Annotated in this window: 23 protein-coding genes; 21 read left to right on the forward strand and 2 right to left on the reverse strand. The window is 40.0% G+C overall.

Annotation, left to right across the window (positions count from 1 at the left end; translation table 11 throughout):
* The first annotated feature begins 20 nt into the window (after positions 1 to 20).
* The 21 genes from alaS (at position 21) to VB083_RS03300 (ending at position 21,109) form a co-directional block, all read left to right on the forward strand.
* Positions 21 to 2,666 (forward strand): alanine--tRNA ligase, encoded by a 2,646-nt coding sequence (alaS, locus tag VB083_RS03200; protein WP_213701076.1) that lies wholly within the window; start codon positions 21 to 23, stop codon positions 2,664 to 2,666.
* A gap of 1 nt (position 2,667) precedes the next feature.
* The gene (ruvX, locus tag VB083_RS03205) at positions 2,668 to 3,084 is read left to right on the forward strand and encodes a Holliday junction resolvase RuvX (protein ID WP_213690172.1); all 417 of its coding nucleotides are present in this window, start codon (positions 2,668 to 2,670) and stop codon (positions 3,082 to 3,084) included.
* A gap of 3 nt (positions 3,085 to 3,087) precedes the next feature.
* Positions 3,088 to 5,664: a DNA mismatch repair protein MutS gene (gene mutS, locus VB083_RS03210; protein ID WP_213701077.1), complete on the forward strand. Its 2,577-nt coding sequence runs from the start codon at positions 3,088 to 3,090 to the stop codon at positions 5,662 to 5,664.
* Complete coding sequence (mutL, locus tag VB083_RS03215; protein ID WP_213701078.1) at positions 5,651 to 7,393, forward strand: DNA mismatch repair endonuclease MutL; 1,743 nt, start codon at positions 5,651 to 5,653, stop codon at positions 7,391 to 7,393. The genes mutS and mutL overlap by 14 nt, the downstream gene beginning before the upstream one ends.
* Positions 7,393 to 8,349 carry a tRNA (adenosine(37)-N6)-dimethylallyltransferase MiaA gene (miaA, locus tag VB083_RS03220; RefSeq protein WP_213701079.1) on the forward strand — a complete coding sequence of 319 codons (957 nt, stop codon included), beginning with the start codon at positions 7,393 to 7,395 and terminating at the stop codon, positions 8,347 to 8,349. The genes mutL and miaA overlap by 1 nt, the downstream gene beginning before the upstream one ends.
* An 8-nt stretch (positions 8,350 to 8,357) precedes the next feature.
* Positions 8,358 to 9,182, forward strand: coding sequence for a 4-hydroxy-3-methylbut-2-enyl diphosphate reductase (gene ispH, locus VB083_RS03225; RefSeq protein WP_307880075.1), 825 nt, complete (start codon positions 8,358 to 8,360; stop codon positions 9,180 to 9,182).
* Between the two features lie 23 nt (positions 9,183 to 9,205).
* Complete coding sequence (locus VB083_RS03230; protein ID WP_213690168.1) at positions 9,206 to 10,720, forward strand: S1 RNA-binding domain-containing protein; 1,515 nt, start codon at positions 9,206 to 9,208, stop codon at positions 10,718 to 10,720.
* A gap of 82 nt (positions 10,721 to 10,802) precedes the next feature.
* Positions 10,803 to 11,303 carry a peptide deformylase gene (gene def, locus VB083_RS03235; RefSeq protein ID WP_213690167.1) on the forward strand — a complete coding sequence of 167 codons (501 nt, stop codon included), beginning with the start codon at positions 10,803 to 10,805 and terminating at the stop codon, positions 11,301 to 11,303.
* A complete protein-coding gene (gene fmt, locus VB083_RS03240) occupies positions 11,300 to 12,229 on the forward strand; it encodes a methionyl-tRNA formyltransferase (protein WP_213690166.1) in 930 nt (309 codons plus the stop codon). Before def ends, fmt begins: the two co-directional genes overlap by 4 nt.
* Complete coding sequence (locus VB083_RS03245) at positions 12,222 to 12,974, forward strand: hypothetical protein (RefSeq protein WP_213690165.1); 753 nt, start codon at positions 12,222 to 12,224, stop codon at positions 12,972 to 12,974. The genes fmt and VB083_RS03245 overlap by 8 nt, the downstream gene beginning before the upstream one ends.
* Before the next feature lie 23 nt (positions 12,975 to 12,997).
* The gene (locus VB083_RS03250) at positions 12,998 to 13,216 is read left to right on the forward strand and encodes a 4Fe-4S dicluster domain-containing protein (RefSeq protein ID WP_213690164.1); all 219 of its coding nucleotides are present in this window, start codon (positions 12,998 to 13,000) and stop codon (positions 13,214 to 13,216) included.
* Positions 13,217 to 13,239: 23 nt separating this feature from the next.
* Positions 13,240 to 14,304 carry a 3-methyl-2-oxobutanoate dehydrogenase subunit VorB gene (vorB, locus tag VB083_RS03255; RefSeq protein WP_213690163.1) on the forward strand — a complete coding sequence of 355 codons (1,065 nt, stop codon included), beginning with the start codon at positions 13,240 to 13,242 and terminating at the stop codon, positions 14,302 to 14,304.
* Between the two features lie 14 nt (positions 14,305 to 14,318).
* Positions 14,319 to 15,065 carry a thiamine pyrophosphate-dependent enzyme gene (locus VB083_RS03260; protein WP_213690162.1) on the forward strand — a complete coding sequence of 249 codons (747 nt, stop codon included), beginning with the start codon at positions 14,319 to 14,321 and terminating at the stop codon, positions 15,063 to 15,065.
* Between the two features lie 12 nt (positions 15,066 to 15,077).
* Positions 15,078 to 15,641 carry a 2-oxoacid:acceptor oxidoreductase family protein gene (locus tag VB083_RS03265; RefSeq protein ID WP_213690161.1) on the forward strand — a complete coding sequence of 188 codons (564 nt, stop codon included), beginning with the start codon at positions 15,078 to 15,080 and terminating at the stop codon, positions 15,639 to 15,641.
* A complete protein-coding gene (locus tag VB083_RS03270) occupies positions 15,642 to 16,181 on the forward strand; it encodes an NUDIX hydrolase (protein ID WP_323401733.1) in 540 nt (179 codons plus the stop codon). It begins immediately after the preceding gene.
* A gap of 51 nt (positions 16,182 to 16,232) precedes the next feature.
* On the forward strand, positions 16,233 to 17,120 hold the full coding sequence (locus VB083_RS03275) for a tyrosine-type recombinase/integrase (protein WP_213690159.1): 888 nt from the start codon (positions 16,233 to 16,235) through the stop codon (positions 17,118 to 17,120).
* A gap of 17 nt (positions 17,121 to 17,137) precedes the next feature.
* The gene (locus VB083_RS03280) at positions 17,138 to 17,971 is read left to right on the forward strand and encodes a purine-nucleoside phosphorylase (RefSeq protein WP_213699376.1); all 834 of its coding nucleotides are present in this window, start codon (positions 17,138 to 17,140) and stop codon (positions 17,969 to 17,971) included.
* Positions 17,964 to 19,271, forward strand: a complete 1,308-nt coding sequence (locus tag VB083_RS03285; protein ID WP_213690157.1) for a thymidine phosphorylase — start codon at positions 17,964 to 17,966, stop codon at positions 19,269 to 19,271. Before VB083_RS03280 ends, VB083_RS03285 begins: the two co-directional genes overlap by 8 nt.
* Positions 19,271 to 20,197: a M23 family metallopeptidase gene (locus VB083_RS03290; RefSeq protein ID WP_307880023.1), complete on the forward strand. Its 927-nt coding sequence runs from the start codon at positions 19,271 to 19,273 to the stop codon at positions 20,195 to 20,197. Before VB083_RS03285 ends, VB083_RS03290 begins: the two co-directional genes overlap by 1 nt.
* An 11-nt stretch (positions 20,198 to 20,208) precedes the next feature.
* Positions 20,209 to 20,703, forward strand: a complete 495-nt coding sequence (locus VB083_RS03295) for an NUDIX hydrolase (RefSeq protein WP_213690155.1) — start codon at positions 20,209 to 20,211, stop codon at positions 20,701 to 20,703.
* 13 nt (positions 20,704 to 20,716) lie between these two features.
* Positions 20,717 to 21,109 (forward strand): translation initiation factor, encoded by a 393-nt coding sequence (locus tag VB083_RS03300; RefSeq protein WP_213690154.1) that lies wholly within the window; start codon positions 20,717 to 20,719, stop codon positions 21,107 to 21,109.
* Positions 21,110 to 21,150: 41 nt separating this feature from the next.
* On the opposite strand, the gene VB083_RS03305 is transcribed toward VB083_RS03300, so the two are convergent.
* Positions 21,151 to 21,705 (reverse strand): rubrerythrin family protein, encoded by a 555-nt coding sequence (locus tag VB083_RS03305; protein ID WP_213690153.1) that lies wholly within the window; start codon positions 21,703 to 21,705, stop codon positions 21,151 to 21,153.
* Between the two features lie 586 nt (positions 21,706 to 22,291).
* A complete protein-coding gene (locus VB083_RS03310) occupies positions 22,292 to 22,888 on the reverse strand; it encodes a hypothetical protein (RefSeq protein ID WP_323401734.1) in 597 nt (198 codons plus the stop codon).
* Positions 22,889 to 22,991: the final 103 nt, after the last annotated feature.

A 22,991-nucleotide genomic window follows, 5' to 3' on the forward strand; every position in this document is an offset into this window, starting at 1 on the left:
GCGAAAGAAGGGGTAAACAAATGCAATGGAGAACAGGAAAAGAAATACGATCTCTTTTCATTGATTTCTGGGTATCGAAAGGAAGCAAACACTATCCTAGTTTTTCTTTGATTCCTAACGATCCTTCCTTGCTTTTTACTATAGCAGGCATGGTTCCTTTTAAACCATATTATTTAGGCATACAGCAGCCCGAGTTTACAAGAGCTGTAACGTCACAAAAATGTGTACGAACTAATGATATAGAAAATGTTGGCCGAACAGCACGTCATCATACCTTCTTCGAAATGCTGGGCAATTTTAGCTGGGGAGATTATTTTAAGAAGGAGGCCATAACATGGGGTTGGGAGTTTTTAACAGAAGTTATTGGTCTTGAACCTGATCGCTTATACGCTACGATTTATAAAGATGACGAAGAAGCTTATTCTGTATGGAAAAATCAAGTAGGACTTTCTGACGATAAAATCTATCGTTTCGATAAAGATGAAAACTTCTGGTTTATGGGAAATATGGGACCTTGTGGCCCTTGTTCAGAAATTATATACGATCAGGGACCAGATTTTTCCTGTGGAAAACCTACGTGTGGAGTTGGCTGTAATTGCGATCGTTATTTGGAAATATGGAATTTAGTTTTTACTCAATTCGACCTTCAGGAAGATGGATCGCTTATCCCCTTGCCGAAGAAAAATATAGACACAGGCATGGGATTAGAACGCTTAACATCCATTGCACAGCGAGTTCGCACTGATTTTGAAACGGATCTTTTCAGGCCACTTATAGATCATGTTTGTCAGATGGCTGGAATATCGTACGGCTCTTCTGCAGCAAATACTTTAGCGGTTCGTGTCATTGCTGACCATATTCGTTCAGTGGCGTTTATGATCGCTGACGGCATCTTACCTGCAAACGACGGTCGAGGATATGTCTTGCGTCGTCTTATCAGGCGAGCTGCTCGTTATGGAAAACTTCTAGGGTTTGACCAGCCATTCCTTTTGGAACTTTTCCCTGATGTTCTTGAACTTATGGCAGATCCTTATAGAGAATTGATCGATAACAGACCAATGATTGAGCAAATTGTAAGTATGGAAGAAAAACGTTTTGGTAAAACTCTTCAGCAGGGAACAGAATTAATCGATCAGGAAATAGCAACTTTGAAAAAACGTCAGGAAAAAACAGTTTCTGGCGCAGTAGCCTTCGAATTATATGATACTTTTGGCTTTCCACTTGAGCTAACAACTGAAATCTGCGCAGAAAACGATATAGAGGTTGACGAGGCTGGCTTTAAAGTTGAAATGGAAAAACAAAGAGAACGCGCACGGGCGTCCAGTAAACAGTTGAGTAGTGAGATGAAAGGTGATGTCTATTCTGATATTGCTTCAGAAGTAGGGAAAACCTCTTTCGAAGGATATGCATTGCCGGAACTGGATACTGAAATAGTTGCACTTATACAAGAAGGCGAGCGTATAGACTCTTTGTCTGCTGGTGAAAAAGGTGAAATCGTACTCAATAAAACCCCTTTCTATGCTGAACGTGGCGGACAAATTGGGGATCATGGTTTTCTCATGGCTCCAGGAGTAAAGGTTCACGTATGCGATACAAAAGCCCAAACCGCAGATTTGATTGTACATGTTGTAACCGTTCTTGAAGGCACTGTATCAAAAGGACTTTCTGTTCATGCTTCCGTTGATGTGGACAAGAGGAATGCCATACGAAGGAACCATACAGCAACTCATTTGCTTCATGAAGCCTTAGGTAGAGTTCTTGGAAATCATGTTCGCCAAGCTGGGTCTCTTGTAAATGAGAAACTGCTTCGATTTGATTTCACTCATTTTGAGCCCCTTACACGAGAGCAAATACATAGCGTTGAAGAAATTGTTAATACACAGATTCTTGAGAATATCCCTCTCGAAATAATCGAAAGTGACCTTGAACAGGCGCGAGCAATGGGGGCAAAGGCTCTTTTTGATGAAAAGTATGGTGATATAGTTCGCGTTGTGCGTATAGAAGATTTTTCTACTGAGCTATGCGGCGGACTCCATGTCGATGCAACAGGAGATATCGGAGCTTTTAAAATTATCAAAGAAGAAGGCATCGGCTCTGGAACTCGAAGGATTACAGCTCTGACGGGAATGAATGCATATGAATCATATCAACGTTCATTTAAAATAGTGGAAGAGCTATCAAATCTTTTAGCTACAGATTCCGAAGAACTCATTTCTCATGTAGAAGATATGCAAGCTGAGATACGGCAGCTATCTAGAAAAATAGAAGAGCTTAAATTAAATAATTTAGCGGCTAATCTCGATGAATCTGTTACAAAAGAAGAATTGCCTGACGGGTTTGCACTTTTCTTGGGCCAATTCAAGGGCGTAAATGCAGATATGCTAAGAGAACTTGGTGATCGCATAAAAGCTAAAAATGAAAAGGCAGTCATTATATTGGCTAGTCAAACTTCCGAGAGTAACGTCTTACTCATTGCTATGGCCAGTGATGACGCTGTTAAAGCAGGTATCCATGCAGGGAAAATAGTACGTGAAGCTGCCTCTGTTTTAGGCGGCGGTGGCGGCGGAAAACCTTCCATGGCTCAAGCCGGCGGAAAGAATCCTGAAAAAATGGAGGATGCATTTACCTCTGTTCGTAAAATTGTTAAGCAACAATTAGGGGAGTGACATGTCTCGGATTCTTGCTCTTGATATTGGTTCAAAAAGGATAGGAGTAGCTGTTTCCGATCCCTTGGGATGTTTTGCCCAGGGGATCGGTTTCATCCCAATGAATAAAAGTTGGTTTAATAAACTTGATGAGTATGTAGCCTCTTTAAACATTACAATGTTGTTAGTAGGCTACCCCTTACGTACGAACGGATCGCCGGGACCTGAAGCCGAAAAAATAAAAGGTATAGCTCAAGAATTAAAAGAAAGGTATCCTCATCTTTCACTTGAATTATGGGATGAGCGATTTACAACAGCTATAGCTCAGCAAGTGCTTTTAGAAGGAAATGTATCAAGAAAAAAGAGAAAGAATAAGGTAGATCAGTTAGCAGCGGCACTTATTCTTCAAAATTATTTAGATCATACGAGAGGTGTTTAGTTTTTGAAGCTTCCTTCCAATGTGAAAATGACACCCATGCTCTCTCAATATGTAAAATGGAAAGAGAAGTACCCTGATTGTTTGCTTTTCTTTCGTATGGGTGATTTCTATGAAATGTTTTTTGAAGATGCACAACAGGCGTCAGAGATTCTAGATATAGCGCTTACGAGCAGAGACCCGTCTAAAAGTATCCCTATGGCGGGAGTCCCATTTCATGCCGTTAATAATTATCTTGGCAAACTTGTAAAGGCTGGGCATAAAGTTGCTATATGCGAACAGGTGAGTGAGCCCGATGGGAAAACACTAGTTGATCGTAGGGTTATACGTATAGTCACCCCTGGAACCTATGTTCCTGAGGATTCTGGAGAGGAAGGGAGATTAGCTGCTCTAAAACCTCTGGATGATGAATCCATTGCGCTGGCGTTGCTTTCGGTTGATACTGGTCATTTAGAAGCTGGCGTGTTGAATAAGGATGAAGCTCTTGCCCTTTTAACTGGATTTAACCCAGGAGAAGTTCTAATCCCTGATACCTTTAAAAGGGAAAATCTTCCTGTTGAGCTACTTGATTTTTTTATTCTTCAAAGAACGAAGGAACAGTTTGAACCTCAATCTGCAACGGAATGGTTGACGAGAGTTTTTAACGTTCCTGTTATGACTGTCTTCGGTTTAGAAGATAACACGTCAGAAATCGGAGTGGCTGCAGCCGTTCTTCACTATCTTGAAGAAACTCAATTTGGTGCAATTCAACACATTACGCGAATTTATCCCTTGCGAGAAAAGTCTTTTTTACACTTAGATATGGCATCACAGTACAATCTTGAACTTATTCATGGAGATGGGCCTACTCTTTATTCAGTTTTGAATAAGTGTAAAAACCCTATGGGAAGACGTCTGTTAAAAGAATGGATACTCCGTCCATTGCTCCAGGTAGAGGAAATATCGAAAAGACAAAATGCCGTAGAATATCTTATCAACGACCCAGTTATACGACAAAAATTACAGAATTTGCTCGCACAATGCAAAGATATAGAGAGAGCATCTTCACGATTAAGTCTGGGAACGGGCAACCCCAGGGATTTAGCTGCAATACGCGATACTTTATTATTGCTTCCCGACTTACTTGTGTATTGTAAAGATAATCCTCTTTTCCAGTTTGTCTCGCAGGAAGAGACTTTAGACTCTTTTGCAAGACTCTTGGCGTCGGCTCTTTGCGATGAGGTTCCTCGAAATCTTCATAGTGGTGATGTTATTCGTTCTGGATATAGTCAAGAACTCGATTCTTGGAGAGATTTGCGAGAACATGGCGATCAATGGTTAGATCAGTATCTTGAGAAAGAAAAAGAAAAAACCGGCATTTCTAAGCTTAAAGTGGGAAGTAATAAAGTTTTTGGTTACTATTTAGAGATAAGCAAGGGGAATTTGGATAAAGTTCCTGAAAATTATATTCGCAAACAGACATTGGTTTCAGCAGAACGCTTTATAACGCCAGAGCTTAAGGAATTTGAGGAAAAAATGTCAGTTTCTGAACAGGAGATTACAAAATTAGAATCGAAATATTATGCAGATCTCGTTAGCAAAACATTAGAAAATATTCGTGGGATTCAAGACGCCGCAATCATGTTGAGTTGTATTGACGTCATTGCTGGATTAGCCCAGGTCGCGTGGGAAAGAGGCTATATTCGACCACAGTTAAATGATGGACTAAGTCTTTTTATCGAAGGTGGACGTCATCCTGTTATAGAAGCTACCTTTTTGGACCAACCTTTTGTCCCTAATGATATTACGCTTGATAACGACGATAAAAGAATAGCACTGATAACTGGTCCTAACATGGCCGGAAAATCTACCTACCTTCGGATGGCAGCATTACTTGTTATTATGGCGCAAATGGGTTCTTTTATTCCTGCATCTCAGGCCTCAATGGGAATTATGGACCGTGTTTTCACTCGTATTGGAGCAAGAGACGAGCTTGCACGTGGTAATAGCACTTTTATGGTAGAAATGATAGAAACAGCTAACATTCTGCATAATGTTACAGATAGAAGTATTGTTATACTTGACGAGGTTGGACGCGGAACATCGACCTATGATGGCATGAGCATTGCATGGGCAGTACTAGAATATCTGGATAGTGGTTGCGGAACAAAACCAAAGGTACTTTTCGCAACGCATTACCATGAACTTGTGGCATTAGAAGAGCACCTTACAAGTCTTAAAAATTTAAGTATGGCTGTACATGAAGGAACTGATGGCATAGCTTTTTTACATAAAGTGGTAGATGGTCCTGCGGATCGTTCGTATGGAATAGAAGTGGCACGTTTGGCAGGAATTCCTCCGGTGGTTCTAAAAAGAGCTTTTCAATTGCTTGAAACCTTTGAGCGAACAGAGGGAATAGAACCAGCACGAGTTGCTTCGCAAACAACTCAACAAATTCAGCTTTTCCCTGTCTCCAGCCAAGCTATAATAGAAGAATTGGCGTCTCTTGAGCCTAATAAAATAACGCCTTTTAGAGCATTGGAGCTTTTGTATAAAGTATCAGAAAAATGTAGAGAGGAGCTTCAGAATAATGGCAATTCATAAACTTCCCCAAGAAGTGGCGCTTAAAATTGCAGCAGGAGAAGTTGTAGAACGACCTGTTTCTGTAGTTAAAGAAGCTCTTGAAAATTCATTAGACGCAAACTCGAAGCGAGTGCAAGTAACATTAAAAGATGGGGGCAAAACTTCTATTGTCATAGAAGATAATGGTTCAGGTATTGTTTGGGATGAAATGCCTCTTGTTGTTACTCGTTATGCTACTAGTAAAATCAGCACCATTGAAGATTTAAATAAAATTAAGACTTTAGGATATCGTGGAGAAGCGATTGCAAGCATTGCAGCTGTGAGTAGAGTTGACCTTAGAAGTAAAATCTCTGGGGCTACAGAAGGAGGATTGCTGAAAGCGGAGGCTGGAGAGATTACCTGCCACGAAAAAATCCCTTGGAAGGAAGGCACACGTTTGCAGGTTGACGACCTTTTTTTCAATTTTCCAGCTCGTAAAAAATTTTTGAGAAGCAATCTTTCTGAGCTTAGGAAAATTTCATCTGTTGTTAGAGATTATGCAGTTGCTTATCCTGAAGTAGCTTTTTCACTTTATCATAATGGAAATAAAAATTTTGAAACAGATGGACGAGGAGAGCGTCATTATATTCTCTCTTTGCTTTGGGGTGTTTCTCCAGAAATTCGCTCAACTGTTGTTTCGTGCGGTTCCATAGAATTAGAATGTTGGTGGCAACCTACTCCAGGGCGTCAAAAAAATTCTATTACCTCTTTTGTTAATGGACGAAATGTCTCGGACCCTCTCATTCGTGGAGCTGCATCAGCTGCATGTAAAGATCTGTCTGGAAACTGGATGTTTTTCTTTAGCCTTTCGCCAGAGCTTGTAGATGTCAATATACATCCGGCTAAAGCAGAAATTCGATTTAGGTATCCTTCGGAAGTTTTTGAAGTTGTAAAAGTTGCAAGCTTGGATCTACAAAACAGACCTACAAAACTCACATTGCCGTCTTTTCCCGTATCATCTCATTTACAACAACAGTATGAAACGATAAAAGAACGAGAAGCTGAAAACCTTTTTTCGAGAGTTTCTTCGCCACTAATACAAGAAGAAACGTCACTTCATGATGACGTAGAAGAAATGAAAAACATTCTTGAAGAAAAAAGTAATTTTATTCAAAATGAAGATAGTAATGAAAATGAAACGTCTTACTTTTTTATAGCACAAATGCGTTCAGGATATCTTCTTTTCGAAAAAGAGGGGAATCTCATTCTAGTAGATCCCCACGCTGCCCATGAGCGTATTAATTATGAAAAAATTTTATCTCGGATTAAAGTCGGGGATGTTGCTTCTCAAAAAATGACAACACCTCTTGCTATTCCTCCAACATTGGCTACTGAAGTAGAAGAATATAAGGATGCCTTAATTAGCGCAGGCTTTATTTTTGAAGAAGAAGAGGGTCAGCTTTATCTTTCGGCATTTCCAGCCCTTCCGATTCAAGAGAGAGAAGGACCTTTATTCCTTGTTAGAACAACAATCCTGACGTGGAAAAGCACGGGGTCTCGAGATATTGATGACGTCTTGTGGCGAAAATGGGCTACTATAGCTTGTAAACAATCCATAAAACTTACAACGCATTGCGACGCATCTGAAGCGCTTCATTTGTTATCTGCATTGCACTATTGTGAGAATCCATCAGTGTGTCCCCATGGCCGACCAACCACACTAATTCTTGATAACCATCAGATTGAACAATATTTCGGGAGGGAGAAATAATGAGTGAAAATATCCCAGTTTTGGCCATTATAGGTCCAACAGCCGTAGGAAAAACCCAGCTGAGTTTGCATGTAGCCGAGGCGCTACATGCCGAGGTTATATCTGTTGATTCAAGGCAGGTTTACCGTTATATGGATGTTGGCACTGATAAAGTCTCACACCAAATTCGACAAAAAATCTTACACCATATGCTCGACGTGGTAGATCCAGACGAAATTTTTTCTGTCGCTGATTTTGTAGATAAAAGTGTGGCGGCTATAGAGCGAATTATTACTCGAGGTAAAATTCCTCTTTTTGTTGGAGGAACGCCATTTTATTATCATGCTTTGTTTGAGGAATCTTTAACACAAGATCTTCCGCGGGATAGAAATTTAACTGATGAATTAGAAGAGTATGCTTTAGTAAACGGAAATGAAGCTTTGCACACCCTTTTGGCTGAAGTTGATCCTGATAGAGCATCTCAACTACATATTAATGATGTACGTCGCGTGAGTAGAGCTTTAGAAATTTATCGATTAACTGGTCATACTGCTACATGGTGGTATGCTTCCGAAGAAGGAAAAACGAAGCGCTATGATGTTCTCTACATAGGTTTAAATCGACCGAGATCACTCCTTTTCGAAGGAATTACAAAGCGAGTCCACCAGCAATTTTCTGGTGGTTTTATAGAAGAAGTGGAGTGGTTGCTTCATCATGGCTTTGATGAACGATATCCTTCAATGCAGGGTTTTGGGTATAAAGAAATAGCTCTTTACCTTAGAGGCAAGATGACCAAGGAAGAAGCATTAGAGGGAGATATAAGTGCTACAAAAAAATTTTGTCGAAGACAAATGACGTGGTTTAAGAAGTTTTCACCTACTCTGTGGTATGATATTTCTACTTATGAAGAAAAAGATTTAGAACGTAATGTTTTAGACGTGTGCTTTAAGCATCTTGAAAGGGGCAACATAATCTGAAAGAAATAATAGTTGCAGATCCTACGGGTTTTTGCTTTGGCGTACGTAGGGCTATTGAAACGCTAGAAAAAATATTAAAAGAAGAAGGCCCCGTGTATTCTCTTGGGATGCCGATACACAATCCACAAGAAGTAGAGAGACTTACGAAGAAGGGCCTTGTTGTTGTAGACTCTCCTGACTTAATCCCTCTTGCATCACGTACATTTGTTCGAGCTCATGGGGTATCACCTGAATTGTTAAAATCTCTTCATGAACGTTGCACACAGGTAACTGATGGAACATGTCCTTTCGTAAAAATTGCACAAGAACGGGCCAAAGTTTTAGCTCAAGAAGGTTTTGAAGTTTGTATTGTTGGAAATGGTAACCATCCGGAAGTTAAGGCTCTTAAGGGAATCGCTGGAGATAAATCTTTTATCATAGATAGTAAAGAGTGTGTTATAAATGTTGGTAAAATCTCCAAAATAGGGGTAATATCTCAAACGACACAAGATAGCAGAGATTTTGCTGCAATTGTTTCAGAGCTCGCGCTCAAATCAGAGGAAATGCGCGTCTACAACACAATCTGCAATGCAACTCGTGAACGTCAGGATGCGACACGCAAATTAGCTCAACGGGTAGAAGGCATTATCGTAGTAGGTGGTAGAAACAGTGCCAATACCGGGAAGTTATACGAAATTGCTCGCTCTACCGGAGTTGATGTTGTGTGGATAGAACACGCTGAAGAATTAGACAGGAGGTGGTTACTGGATAAGGCGCGAGTAGGAATTACAGCCGGAGCTAGCACTCCGGATTGGCTGATTAATCAGCTAAAAAAAATTATGGTCATCACGTAGGTAGCCAAGGGGGATGGAAGGTTATGATGGAAGAAGAAAAGATGAACAATGAGCTTGAAGCAAATGAAAACCTTGAGAGCATGGAGTCAATGCTCAAAAATTACGAGGTAGAAGAAATTCACAAAGGTAAAGTTGTCACAGGAACAATCGTCGGAGCTAATGATGATGGTTGGTTGGTTGACGTAGGATATAAATGTGAAGGTTTTCTTCCTCGAAGAGAATGGACTCATAAGATATTGGTTGAAGAGGACGAAGAGCCTTCAATTAACGATGAAATCCAAGTGCAGGTCATCAACGTACGACATGGCGAAGATGCTCAACTTTTAGTGAGCCGCTGGCGTTCTGAATTCGACAGACGATGGGCAGAGTTAGAGTCATATTTGTCTTCTCATGAACTTATATCTGTTCGGGGTCTTCGTAAGGTTAAAGGCGGATTGATGGTGAACTGCTTTAATCTCGAAGGGTTTATTCCCATCTCTCACTTAGCTGAGGAAGGACGAGGAGTTAACCCGGGTAAATTTGTTGGAGAAGTTTTTGATGTTAAGCTCTTAGAAAAAGATCGTCGCAAGAGACGTCTTGTTCTTTCAAGAAGATTGCTTGTTGAAGAGGCTGTTGAAGAATTGCGAGATAAATTCTATGCAACCGTTTCCGAAGGTGACATTCTTGAAGGTAAAGTAAGTAGCATTACTTCTTTTGGCGTCTTCATTAATCTTGGACCTATCGATGGTCTTGTTCATATCAGCGAGCTTTCTTGGAAACGCAATGTGAAACCCAAAGAAGTTGTTAAAAAGGGCGAAACTGTCAAAGTAAAGGTCATTGGCATTGACAAAGATGAGAATAGAATTTCTCTAAGTATTAAGCAGACACAGCCCGATCCATGGAGCATCGTGGAAGAAAATTGGAAAGCCGGAGATCGTGGTACAGGCATAGTTACCAACGTAACCGATTTTGGCGTGTTTGTTGAAGTTGAACCTGGCGTTGAGGGCCTTATCCATATTGGCGATTTGAGCTGGGCTCGTATAAAACATCCAAGAGATGTTCTCAGAAAGGGTCAGGAAGTTGAAGTTATGGTGCTTGAAGTCGATGCTGAGAAGAAACGTATGAGCCTCGGCTATAAGCAGCTTCATGATCCCTGGTCTGGAATTGAAGATCGTTATTCCAAAGGACAGGACATTACAGTAAAAGTGGTAAGACTTGCTGATTTTGGTGCTTTCGTAGAGATAGAGGAAGGTGTTGAAGGACTCATTCACATCTCTCAACTTAGCACAAAACGTGTAGATAAACCTGAAGATGTTTTATCTGAGGGCGAAGAAGTTTTGGCGCGAGTTATTGAAATTAATCCGGCAGAGCGGAGAATGAGACTTAGTATTAGCGCCCTTTACGAAGAGGAAATAAGAAAGAATCGTGAAGAAGAGAAGAAAAAACGTCTCGCTCAGAAAGCTTCTGACGAAAATAGAAACAAACAGCAGCCAGCGTTCCACGAAGAGGAACCTTCCGTTACCATCGGAGATGTTTTAAAAGATTTTCTTAATCGTTAAAATATAAAAGGGGCTGCTGGTTTCAGCAGCCCCTTTTACTGAATATAATTTTGAAAAGTTGCAATTTGAAGGAGCGAGTTTTTTGAAAAACTTACAAATAAGAACGTATCCAGATCCTATACTTAGAAAAGAGACGGAACCTGTCGAAATATTTGACTCTGAACTTATGGATTTAATTGAGGAAATGAAAGTTATTATGCTGGAGTCGGATGGAGTTGGGCTTGCTGCTCCACAGGTTGGTTTGTCAAAAAAACTTGCCGTAGTTTTCTATGATGATACTCTTTATGTTCTTATCAACCCGGTTTTACTATCCAGCGAAGGAGAGCAAGTTGGAGAAGAAGGTTGTCTAAGCTTCCCTGGTATCTTTGGAAATGTAAAACGTTCTCGAAATGTCGTTATAGAAGCATATAACGAACATGGAGAAAAAAGGAAGATTGAAGCCGAAGGATTTCTTGCCCGAGCTTTTCTTCATGAAATGGATCATTTAGAGGGAAAACTACTTATAGATCATTTTTCGCCACTAAAAAAGAACATCATTCGTAAAAAAATGAGACAATACGAAAAGGAAGAACGTAAACGATGACAATGTGGTTTATTGGAGCAGGACCATTCGCTGCTTTATGCCTTGAGAATCTTACATCTGAAAATGTGCGTTTTGATCGGATTATTACAAGTATGCCTACTCGCGCTGGCAGGGGTATGAAAGAAACGATCTCTTGTGTAGAGGAGACAGCCCTGAAACTCGATTTAACGGTTTCCAGAACGAACAAACTTTCTCAGGATGAGATTATTACAAATGCACTCTTAACGTCTCCTCCTGATGGTATTGTTGTCGTTGACTTTGGGCAAAAAGTAAAAGAACCCTTCTTAAGTACTCCTAAAATGGGATGTTTGAATATCCATCCTTCATTATTACCTCAGTATCGTGGAGCAGCTCCCATACAGAGAGCAGTGATGGATGGTCAAGAGGAAACAGGGGTAACTGTGTTCAGATTGGTAGAGGAAATGGATGCCGGTCCAATCTGGGGGCAGACCAAAATTGTGATTGATCCGAACGAAACATCGGGAGATTTATTTAAGAGATTAGCTAAAGAGGGTAGCAATTTACTGAAAGTAGTTGTAAAATCTTATAATGATGGAACTAATAAGACTACGCTACAAAATTCTGAACTTGTCTCTTATGCTTTAAAAATAGAAAAAAGTGAAACTCAGCTTGATTGGAATACCAATGCATGGTATTTTCATAATAAAGTGAGAGCTTTAAATCCTCAGCCAGGTGCCTTTATTCACTACAAAAAACGTCGACTAAAAATTTGGAAAACAACTGTTCATGAAGAAGCTGGAACTCCTGGCGAAGTTCTAGATTTCATAAATGGATTTCCTCTTATAGCCTTAGGGAAACAAGCTGTTCTTCTTCTTGAAGTTCAACCTGAAGGACGGCGAGTTCAATCAGGGGCAGATTGGAGCAGGGGCATTCATTTGAAGAAAGGAGACAATCTACGTGAATAAGGTTCACTCCCACCTTGCAAACTTGATTCGTCGTTACCAATGGCCCAAGGCAATAGCCGTAACGGGTGCTCTCGGTTCTGGAAAGACAGAATGGGTTTTAAATATGGCGCAAGGACTTCAGGCTAATGGAGATAAAGTAACGATAGCTGATATTGATATTATCAACCCCTATTTTTGCATTCGCCAAGTAAGTGAGACTTTAGAAAAACAAGGATTATCTGTAATTACCATGCCAGAACAGGCTAAATGGCTTGATATGGCTCTTGTTACGCCCAAAGTAGATTGGGCCCTTCATGATGAAAGCTCCCGCCTTCTTATGGATATTGGTGGGGATGCGGAGGGAGCCTTGGCTCTTAAACAGTTCGAGCCTATTATCAAAAAAGTTGGTTATAGGCTTATTCTTGTCGTTAATGCTTTTCGCCCTCAAACTTCAACAGTTTCCAGAATTAAAAAAATGATGACTAAAATGGAAAGTATTTGTGGCCTTGAAATAAACGCACTCATTTGTAACTCCCATCTTATGCACGAAACAACCGCCCAAGACGCTGCAGAAGGAATTGAAACTGTTTATCAAGCAGGCCAATCTCTTGACCTGCCAGTTCTCTATGCTGGAGTCAATCCATCCCTTGTTTCTGATGTGAGTAAAATCTTGGGAGAAGGCTATCCTGTTCCCATATGGCCCCTGTCAAGATTTATGCTTCTTCCTTGGGAAGAAGGTTTTATGTGGTCTCGTCAATCGAATTAAAAGTGGAAGGGGTGTGTCTCGTAATGGCAAAAGGACGTATTAACGTTCTTGAGGAGTATTGTAAGAGCTGTGGTCTCTGCGTGGCTGCCTGCCCTGTAAAGGTGCTTAGGATATCAGAGAAGATCAATAGCAGAGGGCACAGACCGGTTGAGCAGTTTAAAGATGGGTGTATTGGTTGCTCTATGTGTGCAACTAGTTGCCCTGATGCAGCGATCGAAGTTTATAAGATCGTTGAAGGCTAACGTTTTCTGGAGGTGGAAATCTAATGGGACGCGTACTTATGAAAGGAACTGAAGCCATTGCAGAAGCCGCTATTCAGGCCGGCTGCAAGTTCTTCTTTGGATATCCCATCACGCCGCAAAATGAAATTCCTGAATACATGTCAGCCCATCTGCCAGAGGTCGGGGGAACCTTTGTTCAAGCAGAAAGTGAAGTGGCTGCAAGTTATATGATCATGGGAGGCGGTGCAACTGGGCATAAGGTAATGACAACGTCTTCCAGCCCTGGAATTTCTCTTATGTCAGAAGGTATCAGCTATATGGCTGGTGCTGAAATTCCTGTAGTTATTGTCAATGTTATGCGTGGTGGCCCAGGTCTTGGTGGTATCCTTCCTTCTCAGGCTGATTATCTTCAGGCTACAAAGGGTGGAGGAAATGGCGATTATAATTTGATAGTTTTGGCTCCTAGCACGTTGCAGGAAGCAGTTGATTTGACGCAACAGGCTTTCGAGCTTTCTCAACGTTACCGTAACCCTGTCATTATTCTTGCTGATGGCTTTATGGGTCAGATGATGGAAGCTGTTGAGATAAAAACTTATACAGATAAGAATGTTCCAGACAATACCACATGGGCTTTAGGGTATATGGGAGAAAGAAGAGGAAAACGAAGTTCTTTAAAGAGCTTATACCTCTCTCCGGAAGCCCTTGAGGATCATAATAGAGATCTTCAGGCAAAATACGCGAAAATTAAGGAGAATGAAGTTCGTTGTGAAACGTACATGACTGATGATGCTGAGTTGGTTATAGCTTCATATGGAACTACCGCACGAATTTCACGCTCCGTTATAAACTCTTTGAGAGAAGAGGGACATAAAGTGGGACTTATTCGCCCTATTACTTTATGGCCTTATCCCTACGATGAATTTGCCAAATTACCAGGATCGGTAAAACATATTCTTGTAACTGAAATGAACTGCGGTCAAATGGTGGACGATGTCAAGGTCGCGACTGGATGCAACATTCCTATTAGTTTTTATGGTCGCTCTGGCGGTATGTCGCCCTCAGTAAAAGATATAGAGATGCAGTGCAGAAAATTGCTCGGCCTGGAGTAGGGAGGGATATTACAATGAAAGAAGTTAAAGTGTATGAACGTCCCAAAACATGGATGCCTAAAGTCCATACCCACTATTGTCCAGGATGTGGACATGGTATCGCTCATCGCTTGATTTGTGAAGTTATAGATGAGCTGGGGATTCAGAATAATACAATAGGTGTAGCTCCTGTTGGATGTGCTGCTATGATGTATGACTATGTTGATACAGATTTCTGCGAAGCAGCCCATGGACGTGCTCCGGCAGTGGCAACCGGTTTGAAACGTGTTCGCCCAGATAAAGTAGTATTTACATATCAGGGTGATGGAGACCTTGCTTCCATCGGAACAGCAGAAATAATTCATGCTGCGAATAGAAGCGAAAATATTACGGTTGTGTTCATCAACAATGCAATTTATGGTATGACTGGCGGTCAGATGGCTCCAACGACGCTTATCGGACAAAAAGCAACAACATGTCCTCTTGGTAGAGATCCAAAGGTTAACGGATATCCAATCCGGGTGTGTGAGTTACTTAATGCCTTGGCAGCTCCTGCATATATTGAGCGCGTTTCCGTAGCGCAGCCCAAATATATAATTAAAGCAAAACAGGCTTTAAAAAAGGCTTTCCAATATCAACTTGATGGGAAAGGCTTTTCTTTTGTAGAGATTCTGTCCTCCTGCCCAACAAACTGGGGAATGAGACCTGTGGAAGCTTTTGAATGGACAGTAAATACAATGATGCCTTACTATCCACTCGGGTTGTTTAAAGATTACGAGTAGGAGGCAGACACGATGACTGAAAAAATGAATAAAAGCCTCATTGCAGCAGGATTTGGCGGACAGGGCGTTATGGTTCTGGGCCAGCTTGTGGCTTATACAGGAATAGCACAGGGGTTACACGTAACGTGGATTCCTTCATATGGGCCTGAAATGCGCGGTGGTACTGCTAACTGTGGAGTAGTTCTTAGTAGCGAAGAAATAGCGTCACCAGTTGTAGCAGAAGCTGATGCTGCTGTTATTATGAACCAGCCTTCTTTGACTAAATTTGAGAATTCAGTTAAAAAGGGTGGAGTTCTTATTTACAACAGTGATCTCGTTACCTATGAAAATCCACGAACAGATATACATGTGATAGCTGTACCTGCAAACTCTCTTGCAGTAGAACTTGGAAGTGACAAAGTTGCCAATATAGTAGCTTTGGGAACACTTGTTGAGGCTACTGGTATTGTTGAGAGTGATACGTGTATCGAAACAATTAAAGAAAAACTGGGGAAAAGAAAACCCAAGTTTTTACCTATGAACCTTGAAGCCTTTGAAAAAGGGAAGGAATTAGCCAGAAAGGTACTTGAAAAATAAATGGAAGATATCGGAAAAGTTCTATCACGAAATCTTATATATAGAGGAAAGATTTTAGACCTCAGAGTCGATAATATACGTCTTGCTTCTGGTCGTAAAACAATGAGAGAAGTGGTAGAACATGAGCCAGCTGTTGCCATAATTCCTTTAACAGAGGCAAATGAAGTGCTGCTGGTGAAACAGTACAGATATCCATTGGATCAAGAAATACTTGAGATTCCGGCTGGAATTGTTGAAGAGGGCGAAACTTTTAAAGATACGGCAATACGTGAACTTCAAGAGGAAATAGGTTATTATCCTGGTAAGCTTGAAGAGGTAGGGCGTTTTTATACTTCTCCAGGTTTCAGTGATGAAGTTATAGCGCTTTTCTTAGCCCAAAACCTTTCTCCTTCCTCTCTTGAACAAGATGAAGATGAGGATATTGAAGTGAAAGCTGTTCCTGTAAAAAAAATATCAGCCCTCTTAAAAGATGGATCAATTCGGGATTGTAAAACCTTTGGAGCTTTAGCCTGGCTTTTAAACTACCTAAACAATAACTAAAAAATAGCACAGGGAGGAGGGGCTGGTAAATCCAGCCCCTTTTTAATAATCATGTCGAAGTTAGATGAAGAACTATTACTTGATGATTTTCTTGATTACCTCTTTTTAGAAAGAGGATGTAGTGAAAATACTATTCAAGCTTACAATCGGGATATTAAGGCGTGGATAGATTTTTGTAACAAAAACAACAAACCTGCATACCCCCCTAATTCAACGATTTTAGAAAGATATCAACGTTACCTACATAATGAAGGGAAAAAACGGTCCTCGCAGCAACGTGCCATTGCTGCCCTTCGATCATGGTTACGTTATCTTGATACGGAAAACATTGTTGATGAAGAGATTTCTTTGCCAACACTCCCTTATAAAGGAACGGATTTGCCTCGTATCTTAAGTGAAGGTGAAGTAGAGCGGATTTTAGAAGCGTGTGCTGGGAATTCTTTTTTTGACATCCGCGATAGAGCTCTTCTTGAAACTGCATATAGCTGTGGCTTGAGAGCCAGCGAACTTTGTGCAATATGTATAAGGGATATAGATTTTTCAGGTCGCACATTACGCATCTTGGGTAAGGGCGAAAAGGAGAGAAGCATACCCTTTTTAGGTGAAGTTAGTCGTCGCGTGCGTTTTTACATCGAAACGGCACGACCACAAAATTCTCGTTCCCAAGAAGTGTTTCTTTCTAAAACATCAAAACCATTACGGCGTGAAGATATATGGAGAATTATAAAAAAGAGAGGGAAGATCGCTGGAATAGCTACTTCACGTTTGTTCCCTCATATAATGAGGCATTCCTTCGCTACTCATTTACTAAGGCGAGGGATGGATCTTCGTACGTTACAAGAGCTATTAGGACATGCCTCTATTGCCACTACGGAAAAATATGTACATTTTGACCTGGAACTAAGAGACATATATGATAGGGCTCATCCACGAGCATAAATTCGGAGGTGTTCCATATGAGCTATAACGAAAATATTCTTGAAGCTCTCTCTTACATTCAAAAAAAAGTTTCTTGTCTTCCAGAGGCAGTTCTTGTCTTAGGTTCTGGACTTGGTGGTTTAGCAGATTCTATTGAGGATCCTATTATAGTTCCTTATAAGGAGATTCCTCATTGGCCACTTTCTACAGCCCCAGGTCATGCAGGGCGTTTAGTTTTTGGACTTTTGGATAATACGTATGTAGCTGTTATGCAGGGACGCATTCATTTTTATGAAGGCTATTCCATGAAAGATGTTACCTTCCCTGTGCGTGTTTTTGGAGAATGGGGTGTCCCCTATTATTTAGCAAGCAATGCCTCTGGTGGAATTAATCTCTCTTATCTCCCCGGTGATATGGTTATGCTATACGATCATATCAATTTTATGGGAACTAATCCGCTTGTCGGGCCTGTTATTTCTGCTAAAGAAGAAAGATTTCCCGATATGTCATATACCTACGATAGAGACATTCTTCGATTGGCAGATGAAGTTGCAAAAGAAAACAACTTGCTAGTTCATCGAGGAGTATATATAGCCTTTTCTGGCCCTTCGTATGAAACTCCTGCTGAAATTCGTATGGCTCGTGTTATGGGAGCCGATGTGGTAGGTATGTCTACCGTTCCTGAAACAATTGTCGCTCACGCCATGGGAATGAAAGTCTTTGCTGTTTCGTGCGTTGCTAATTATGCTGCAGGAGTAACGTCTCAAAAACTCTCTGAAGAAGAAGTGATAAGAGAGATGGGCAAAGCAACGGGAAAGCTGACAACATTATTGCGAGGACTTTTGCAAAAAATTGGTGATCTAAATGTTTGATATTCTCTCTTTTCTTGAAGAGAAAAGAGAAGGTATCTCTCATAAATCTGAGGACATAGAGTTCTTTGTTAACGAATTTCACAAAGGTAAAATCCCTGATTATCAGGTTAGCGCGTGGTTGACATCTGTTTTTCACAAAGGAATGAGTCAGCAAGAGATAAAAAGTTTTACTCTGGCTCTTGCTCACTCTGGGGACATTGTACCTTTTCCTCGCGGTTTTAATGCTGTAGATAAGCATAGTACTGGAGGTGTAGGAGACAAAACGACACTTATAGTTGTGCCTCTTGTCGCTGCGTCAGGTCTTCCTGTAGCTAAGTTGTCTGGTCGCGGACTGGGATTTACGGGAGGAACAGTAGATAAACTTGAGTCTATTCCTAATATGAATGTGCACCTTTCTACAGAAACTTTTTTAAAACAAGTAGAAAGAATCGGATGTGCAATATCTGGTCATTCCATGGAGTTGGCTCCAGCAGAGGGGAAATTTTACGCTCTACGCGATGTGACAGCTACAGTTCCTTCTCTTCCTCTTATCTGCAGTAGTATTGTAAGCAAAAAAATGGCGGGAGGAGCATCTAAGTTCGTTTTTGATGTGAAATGTGGGCAAGGAGCTTTTATGCAGACTTTTCCTGAAGCACGCGCCTTAGCTCAGGCTTTGGTCTCCCTTTCAGCATCGTTAAACCATCCAAGCATGGCTATTATAAGTGCTATGGATCAACCTTTGGGTGAATGGATTGGAAATAGTATGGAGGTATATGAAGCTATCAAAACACTTCAAGGAGAGGGGCCATCTGATACGGAGTTATTATCTTTACATCTCGCAGGAGCCATGATTGTTCTGGGTGGAAAAGCAACTTCTCTCGAAGAAGGAGTAGCAATTGCCCATGAAAATCTTGTAAATGGTCAAGCATTGCAAAAGATGGAAGACCTTATAGAGGCACAAGAAGGAGAGAAAAAAGTTTGTATTTCTCCAGAAAAGTATCTGAGACCAGCAAAAGAGAAATACACTCTTTATGCCTCAAAAAGTGGTTTCTTAGCTGAACTTAACGCCAGAAAAATAGGTGAGGGAGTTAAGAGAATAGGTGGGGGACGCACAGAACAAGGCGATCATATTGATCTCTCTGTATCTGTTCATTTACGAGCAAAACAAGGTGATTTTGTAGAAAAAGGTAATCCAATTTTTGATGTTTACTATACAGATAATAAAAAATTACAACGAGCTAAACCCTTTTTTGAACGTTCTATACATTTGGTTGACATAAAGCCTTCAATTCAAAATCTAATAATGGAGATAGTTTCTTAATGCAGAAAAAAAATCTTTTCTTTTTTAAAAACGTCGTATATTGCGTTATCGCTTTATTTTTTCTCGGGAATGTAGCTTATGGGGGTGAAATGAAAGTGCTGGCACCTTCATCTGTGAAGATAGGAGTTCCTTTTTTGATTCGATTTAAAACAGAAGCGACAGATGTTCAAGGAACTCTTTATTGGTGTGATCAAAAAATCCCATTGTATCTCGCAGAAAAAAACGATTTTACACAAACTCTTCTTTTGGGAACAAGTGTTAAAACTGCTGTGCCAGGTAGAGCAACGCTTCGTATTGAAACCCTTATGGGGAATGGTATAAAAAATTTTGCACTTCCTATTGAAGTTCTATTTAAAGCGTATCCTGAAGAACATTTATCGTTGCCACAAAAGATGGTTACGCCTCCTTCGGAGGTTATTCCAAGAATAAAACGTGAGCGACAGGAAGTACGGAAAGTCTTACTCGATATTAATAACGAGAACTACTTGGAATTACCTTTGCAAAAGCCAGTAATAGGAGACATTACAAGTACCTATGGAAAGAAACGTGTGCTTAATGGGCGTCCTTCTAATCCCCATACAGGAATCGATTTAAGAGCATCGATAGGAACGGAAGTACGTGCAGTAGCAAATGGAACGGTTACCCTTGTAGCTGATCATTATTTTAGTGGAAAAACTATTTATATAAATTCAGGTTATGGTGTTGTTGCAATGTATTGTCATCTCTCAGAATTTCTTGTGCAAACAGGAGATTCTGTCTCAAAAGGGGATATTATTGCAAAAACAGGAGTAACTGGTCGAATAACAGGACCACATCTTCATTTTAGTCTTGCGCTGCAAGGGCAACTTGTAGACCCTATATCGCTCTTTTCTCTTGATGAACAGACGTTTTTAGAGAAAAATAAAGAAGTTCTTTTTAACTGGTAGGAGGGTTGAGGATGAATAGTGAGGAGTATGCATATACGTCAATTATCGTTTTTTGTTTCATTGTTGATAAGAATAAAATTCTCTTGATACGAAGAAACAAGGAACCATACGCAGCGACACTTACTGTTCCTGGCGGAAAAAAAGAAAAAAGAGAAAGTCTTACTCAGGCATGCATTAGAGAAGTTCAGGAAGAAACAGGACTTACTCCATGTTCTCTTGAGCTAGCTGGTATAGTCCATAATTTTCAGGAAAACAATTCAAATGAGACTCTTACTTTTTATTTTACCTGCCGTTCATATTCGGGAGAATTAAGGAGCGGAGAAGAAGGAACAGTTGAATGGTTCGACATAGATGAAAGTTTTACCCTTCACGATGTGAACCTGTTCTATTTACAGATTGCACCATTTGTTTTTTCAGGCAAAAAAATCCCCTTTGAAGGTCAAATTGTGCTTTCTGAAGAAGGCGAAATAATACAGACAACGATTGATTATTTGAAAGCTTTATAAAGGTGAATGTAAAATGACCCGACAGAAAAAAAAGACTGCGCCTATAGATAACGAAGAGCTCTATAATCCTATTTTCAAAAATACCTTTAAGGTTACTGATGCTCATTCATCGCAGCAAGAAAAAAAAGTGAAAGAAGAAAAAAAAGTACTAACAACATACCAAGAAGTTCTAAAGGGCAAAATAGTTTTGAGAATAGAACGGAAGGGACGAGCGGGTAAAACTGTTACTCTTATAGAAACATCTTTTGGAAACCAAGACGAAAAAAATCTACTCGCAAAATTTTTGAGAAAACAACTTGGATGTGGTAGTTCTTTAGAGGGGTATATCATAGTAGTGCAGGGCGATCAACGGGAACGAATAAAAGAACTCCTGATAGAAGAAGGAGCTAAACAAGTAAAATTGTAAAAAAGAGGGGCGTTTTTGTATTCCACGCCCCTTTTTCCCTTTTAAAATTTTAAATACTTCTCTTTAGCTAATCCACAAACAGGACATTTATCGGGTGCATCGTTAAGTATAGTATGCCCACATACAGGGCAGACGTACACATCTTTAAATTCCATATCTTTGCCACTACGTGCAGCATTTTGTGCTTTTGAGAAAAGTTTGGAATGAAGCTTCTCAGCTTCTAAAGCGTAGGTAAAAGAACGAACTGCATCTTTTTCTCCTTGAAATCGGGCAGTTTCAAGATAAACAGGGTACATTTGATCGATTTCAAAATCTTCTCCCATAATAGCTCCAGTGAGGTTTTCTGCAGTCTCTTTATTGCCAAAAACACCACCGGCCGTTACTGGGTGATCTGTAACATCCCCATCAAGAACAGTAAAATGATTTCGAGCATGAACCAACTCAGCATACGCTATAGCCTCAAAAAGTTTGGCAATGTTTGGGAAACCTTCTTTACGGGCTACTTCCCCCCATAATAAGTAACGCATATGGGCCATGCTTTCACCACCATATGCTGAGCGAAGGAAATCAATTGTCATTGGATTTTTAACAGCCATTCCTCAAACCTCCTTGATATATAAAGATACCAACGATGGTCTAATTATGGTAAAAACTCTATTTATTAATAATATCATAAAGGGAAAATTTATTATTTCTTGGGGTAAAGTTTAGATATAAAGATATACAGATATTAGTCAAGGGGAGATATTCCATAGGGACAAACTCAATTGTACCACAATTTAATAAAAGAATAGAACAGGACGTTACCTTTTTAATCACAACTTAACTACACTGTGGTAAGTGTGTGTAGCAATCTGTGTAGCAAAGTGTTTATAAGGCTTTAAGGGTGCAAATTCCAGTAATCGGCTTCTGAAAAGTCTGTAATATCAAGGCTCCATAAAAAAATGGCGGAGGCGTGTGAGAGACCTTACAAAAGCGTTGCAATTACTGCATTTGCAACACCTTAACGGACGATAGTGTAACAGCTAATGTCATAAAAAGCAAGAACAACCCCTACTATTATCATCTTAAAAAAGACAGATACTCAATAAAAAGATTAGCTCATTCCCAAAAGTTATTAAACTTATTATCGTATAGTTTTTGTCTAATTCCCTTTTAAGATATTCAAGCCACACCTTAATATCATTTATAAGGCATATCAGCTAAATATTGCTTATGAAGTATCTCATTTCCTATCCATGTTGCACGTTTTGCACAATCAATGGCTTTAGAATCTTCTATATAATCCTTTATACAATTAGTAAGAGACATTCCCTTGATTTTTTCTTCATCATCATCTCCATTGTTCGATATAGCGTAATCCTTGATTAAAAATTCAAGAGCTTTCCGGTAAGCAGGGCCAACTATTTGTTTCAGATCTAAACTTTCTGCATGGCTAGCCTCATTATAAATTTCAGTAAATGTTGTTGATGTTGACTGTATATATTCAGAAAACTCCCGCTTTTTGTACCCTTTAGGTTTAACATCATAAAGACAATAACATTTTCCCCCTATATGACGTTTATAGTAACCTATGAATATCTCAGTACAACCGCTGTTTGGACACTGAAAAAATACTCGAATTTCTTCACCTCCCTCATCAACACAAAAGCTATTTTGTAAAATACAAGCATCTATCTTAAGGCCACAAAAAGGACATAAATCTGGTTTCTTATCAATGCCTACTGGCCCAATTGATGTTGACCCATGAACTCCTCCAAAAACGTTAACTACATCCATTAGAATATATCCTCCTATCACTATTTGAATGCCACTTAATTACATTATGTTGCATTCGTTAAAACCATCTAAAGCCAGTTATAGCAATAGTTTACATCACTTT

The sequence above is a fragment of the Aminobacterium sp. genome (assembly GCF_034926885.1).
In the GTDB taxonomy this organism is placed as follows: domain Bacteria; phylum Synergistota; class Synergistia; order Synergistales; family Aminobacteriaceae; genus Aminobacterium.